Below are 1,880 nucleotides of genomic sequence, written 5' to 3'. Positions count from 1 at the left end.
GGTGGACGCCTGGACAGCCCCGCTGAACGGCGCTGACCTGGCGCTCTTTGTTTCGCCGCCAGGCAAACAGGGGTAATCGACCGGCGAAGGAGGTGCGATCATGCCTCGTTGGCTGCGTGACAACGCCCTGGCGGTCGCCATGCTGGGCGCGTTCCTGGTCTTCCTCGTGTTGCAGAGCGTCTTCGGCTGGCAGACCCACAACGAGGAGCTGACCGAGTTCGGGGCCGCACCGCTGAGCTGGCCGGCGTACCTGACCAGCGGGCACTTCGCCGAGGCGGTCTTCGAGAACTGGGAGTCGGAGTTCCTCCAGATGGGCGGCTACGTACTGCTCACCGCGTACCTGGTGCAGCGGGGCTCGGCCGAGTCCAAGCCGGTGGACCAGACCGACCGGCCGGAGGACGACGAGCGCCGCGCGACCCCGCAGTCACCCTGGCCGGTCCGCGTCGGCGGCCTGCCGTTGGTGGTCTACCGGAACAGCCTCTCCATCGCGCTGCTGCTGATCTTCGCCGGTTCCTTCGTCGGTCACCTGCTCGGTGGCACCGCCGCCTACAACCAGGAGCAGGCGCTCCAGAGCGGCGCGCCGCCGATCGGGGTGTGGGAGTTCCTCGGCACCAGCGACTTCTGGTTCCAGTCGATGCAGAACTGGCAGAGCGAGTTCCTCGCTGTGGGCGCGCTGATCCTGCTGAGCATCGTGCTGCGCCAGCACGCCTCGCCGGAGTCGAAGCCGGTGACCGTCGCGCACGCCAGCACCGGCGCCTGAGGGGGCGACGCGGCAGTCAGGCCGCGACCGGCAGCCGCTTGGCGAAACAGACGCTGTACGGGTTGCCCACGTACTCGCCGTAGACCGGGATCTGCTGGTAGCCACACGAGGTGTACAGCGCCATCGCCGCCGGCAGGTAGGTGCCCGTCTCCAGGCAGACCACCGAGTGCCCCTGCCGGAACGCGCACTCCTCCAACGCGGCGAGCAACTGACGACCGATCCCCCGCCCCCGGTACGCGGGCCGGACGTACATCCGCTTGACCTCGCCGGTCTCGGCGTCGAGCGCCTGGAGCCCACCGCAGGCCACCGCCCGACCGTTCACCACCACCGCCAGGTAGCGGACGTCGTCGTGCGGCATGAAGACCTGCCCGTCCAACCCGCCATCGGCCTCGCGCAGCTCACGCTGCTGCGCGGTGACCATGGCGGCGATCTCCGGATCGATGGCAGGCCGGGACTCGATCAGCATCACCCCACGCTAGGACGCGCCGATTTCGCGAAGGTTTCCGGAAATCAACCCCATCACGGAGCGCAACGAACTACTCGGCGTCGTCCTCGTCCTCGTCGTCGGGGTCGTCGGACGCGTCCGCGCCCACCTCGTCCGCCGACCGCACCCGACGAGCCTTGCGGGCCGCGAGCCGATCCGCGGCGGAGGCCCGGTTCGACTTCTCCTCCAGGCGGACGTCGGTGCCCCGGTTGCCGGGTACGAACTCCACGCCGGCGAAGAGCGTCGGCTGCCAGTCGAACTCGCGCACGCCGATCCGGACCAGATCACCGGGCTGCGCGCCGGCCTTGGCCAGCTTGTCCTCCACCCCGAGCCGGGCCAGCCGGTCAGCCAGGTAGCCGACCGCCTCGTCGTTGTCGAAGTTGGTCTGCTTGACCCAGCGTTCCGGGCGGACACCGCGCACGGTGAACGAGCCGTCCGCCTCGGCCGTGATGGTGAAACCGTCGTCGTCCACGGCGATCGGGCGGATCACGATCCGGGTCGGCTCGGCGGGCGGCGCGGCCTTGCGCTCTGCCTCTACCAGCTCGGCCATCGCGTAGGTCAGCTCCTTGAGCCCTTCCCGGGTGGCCGCGGAGTCACGACCGTTACGCGAGCTGGACGCACCCTTTTTGTGAGCCA

At 69.6% G+C, this 1,880-nt stretch carries 3 protein-coding genes; 1 reads left to right on the top strand and 2 read right to left on the bottom strand.

The features are described 5' to 3' along the window. Positions 1-100 precede the first annotated feature (100 nt). Positions 101-760, top strand: a complete 660-nt coding sequence (locus tag KBX53_RS31705; protein ID WP_030336555.1) for a DUF6766 family protein — start codon at positions 101-103, stop codon at positions 758-760. Between the two features lie 16 nt (positions 761-776). On the opposite strand, the gene KBX53_RS31700 is transcribed toward KBX53_RS31705, so the two are convergent. Together KBX53_RS31700 and cgtA are read right to left on the bottom strand one after the other, a co-directional pair. Continuing rightward, on the bottom strand, positions 777-1,226 hold the full coding sequence (locus KBX53_RS31700; protein ID WP_210863478.1) for a GNAT family N-acetyltransferase: 450 nt from the start codon (positions 1,224-1,226) through the stop codon (positions 777-779). Positions 1,227-1,296: 70 nt separating this feature from the next. Then, on the bottom strand, positions 1,297-1,880 hold a 584-nt coding region (cgtA, locus tag KBX53_RS31695; RefSeq protein WP_210863476.1), incomplete at its 5' end, for an Obg family GTPase CgtA.

Source organism: Micromonospora sp. M51, assembly GCF_018070305.1.
Lineage (GTDB): Bacteria > Actinomycetota > Actinomycetes > Mycobacteriales > Micromonosporaceae > Micromonospora > Micromonospora parva.
The sequence above is the reverse complement of the archived record's forward strand: the minus strand, read 5'-3'. Positions and strand labels throughout refer to the sequence as shown.